Source organism: Winogradskyella pacifica, assembly GCF_003386275.1.
In the GTDB taxonomy this organism is placed as follows: Bacteria; Bacteroidota; Bacteroidia; order Flavobacteriales; family Flavobacteriaceae; genus Winogradskyella; species Winogradskyella pacifica.
Map to the genome: position 1 here is coordinate 1 of NZ_QREI01000029.1, position 2,464 is coordinate 2,464.

General features: G+C 29.9%; 4 protein-coding genes. All 4 read left to right on the plus strand.

The window, feature by feature from the left end; all coding sequences use genetic code 11:
- Positions 1-287: 287 nt before the first annotated feature.
- The 4 genes from DFQ09_RS18565 to DFQ09_RS18580 all read left to right on the plus strand — a co-directional run bounded on the left by DFQ09_RS18565 (position 288) and on the right by DFQ09_RS18580 (position 2,242).
- Entirely contained in the window at positions 288-506 is a 219-nt protein-coding gene (locus tag DFQ09_RS18565; protein ID WP_115813108.1) for a hypothetical protein, read from the plus strand.
- Positions 506-811: a type II toxin-antitoxin system RelE/ParE family toxin gene (locus DFQ09_RS18570; protein WP_115813110.1), complete on the plus strand. Its 306-nt coding sequence runs from the start codon at positions 506-508 to the stop codon at positions 809-811. Before DFQ09_RS18565 ends, DFQ09_RS18570 begins: the two co-directional genes overlap by 1 nt.
- 165 nt (positions 812-976) lie before the next feature.
- Entirely contained in the window at positions 977-1,504 is a 528-nt protein-coding gene (locus DFQ09_RS18575) for a DUF4269 domain-containing protein (RefSeq protein ID WP_115813112.1), read from the plus strand.
- A gap of 228 nt (positions 1,505-1,732) precedes the next feature.
- Entirely contained in the window at positions 1,733-2,242 is a 510-nt protein-coding gene (locus tag DFQ09_RS18580) for a hypothetical protein (protein ID WP_115813114.1), read from the plus strand.
- The last annotated feature ends 222 nt before the right edge of the window (positions 2,243-2,464 follow it).

The following is a 2,464-nucleotide window of genomic DNA, read 5'->3' on the forward strand; positions in this document are numbered from 1 at the left end:
TGACGAAGTCTAAAGCTTCTGCGTGTATATTAACCTTATTCCTCTCTTTTGTTCTTTCTAATTTATCCTTAAATTTAATGAATTGTAAACTTAAGCCGTGTATAATTAATTGCTTTGGCAAGTGCTTATTTGGAAAATTCCTTCGGAATTTTCTCGCGTTCGTTTTTGTTTACTAAATTAGTTGCTTAACCACGCAACTAACCATACACAACAACGTTGGGCTTCATACTGACAAAAAATCGAACTGAATCATATTTTTTGTACATTTGATTAAAAGAAACTTTAAAATGGACATCCGAACAACAAAACTTGAACTACTAAAAACGATTTTGGAGACTGAAAACACTGATTTTATCCAAAGAGTAGCTGACTTTGTCAAAAAAGAAAAAGTCGATTTTTGGGATGAATTGACTTTATTTGAACAAACTGAAATAAAACAGGGTATTGAGGAATTGGATAAAGGTAAAAGAGTTTCTTACGAGTCATTCCTCAAGAAAATTTCTTAATGAAAGTGTTTTTATCCGAACTTGCCGAATCAAAACTTCTAAAACTATCTGAATATTTAATCGAAGAGTGGAATTTAAAAACTCGTGACAAGTTTATCTCAAAGCTGAACGATAAAATCAAACAAATATCAAGTCAACCTGATAGTTGTCCGAAATCCTCGGAATTTAAAAATCTTTATAAATGTGTTGTAACAAAGCAAACGACATTTTTCTACAGAATAATAGCTGAACAAAAAGAAATAGAAATAATTACAATTTTTGACACACGACAAAATCCTGATAAATTACAAAAGGACATCGATTAAAAAGTACGAAAGCCCAACACCGTATATAATTTATTGCTACTTCTAGCCTATTTGCAATTATCCTTGTAAGGTTTAGTTTCCGTTTTTATTTGTTAAATTAGTTGCTTAAACATCGCAACAAACCATATACAAAACCGTTGCCCACAATATAAAAAGAATCGTAAATTGATTGAAAATTTTAGAAATATTGAATATTTAGAATTCGGAAACGAAAGACAAAAACTTGCCTTTTCTGAAATAAAAAAATATGGGATTTTAGAGAAACTCGAAAAATATAACCCAATTTTGACTGGAACTATTCCAATCGGAATTGATTTACCAGAAAGTGATTTAGATATTATTTGTGAATGTCAAAATCACTCTGAATTTAAAACATATTTATCAGAAATTTTTTCTAACAAAAAAGACTTTAAAGTTTATTCAACTAAACAAAATGGAATTGATTCAACTATTGCGGAATTTAAAACAGATAATTTTTTGTTTGAGATTTTTGGACAAAATATTCCGACCGAAAAGCAAAATGCTTATCAGCATATGATTATTGAAAATAGAATTTTAAAGGAAAAAGGTTCTGAATTTAAACAAAAAGTGAAAGAATTAAAATCTAACGGAATAAAAACGGAACCTGCTTTTGCTAAATTATTAGGGTTGAATGGAAATCCATATTCTGAATTATTAAAACTGAAAAAATAAATACTGTGGGCAACACCGTATATAATTTATTGCTAGTTCTAGCCTACTTACGAAAATCCTATCGGATTTTCTATTCGGTTTGTATTTGCTAAATTAGGTGTTTAAAACACGCAACAAACCATATACAAACACGTTGTACACCATTTGAGAAAAGCATTTTACATATTAATAATATTTCTGATTACATCGAGTTGTTTCATCGATGAACCACATTCTTCTAAACCATTAGTGAAAGATTTAAAACTTGAATGGTGGACAGAATCGAAAAACCAAACCATAACTTTAGGAATGGTTCGTGGTGATTTTGGTGGGTTAGTTATTATTCCTGAAACCGTTTTCGCAGTTGGCTATAACAACGATTTTGTTATTGCAAAAAGTTATCCTAATAAAGAAAAAGAAATTCAAAACAGACTCTTTAACTATGACAAGAAAACTGGGAATTATTTGCTAACTGAACCGAATGACACAATCTATTTAAATTCCGATGACAAATACTATCAAAAAGATGGAAAATGGTATCATATGAGTAATGGTTGGAATCCACCAAATGGACTTTTCCCATATAAAGATTCAACTTATTATCATATTATTGATTTAAGGAATTGGGATTCATCTAAAAAATGGAATTCGGACAATTTGTATCGATTGAATTCAAAAGACGAGTTTAATAAAAAAAGAATTGAACTAAATGTTCCTGAAAAACTTGATTTTGAAATAGTTAATAAGGAATTGGAATAAAAACGGTGTACAACACCGTGTATAATTAATTGCTTTTTATGTGCTTACTTGCGAAAATTCCTGCGGAATTTTCTCGGGTTCGTAAAAGTTTGCTAACTTAGTTGCTTAACCACGCAACTAACCATACACGTATTCCAAGATCAAATCCTAGTAATATTTAGTTTTATTTTTTAGGCTGCATATTGCTGAAGAACGACATAAGGTGTTCCTCTTTTTACTACG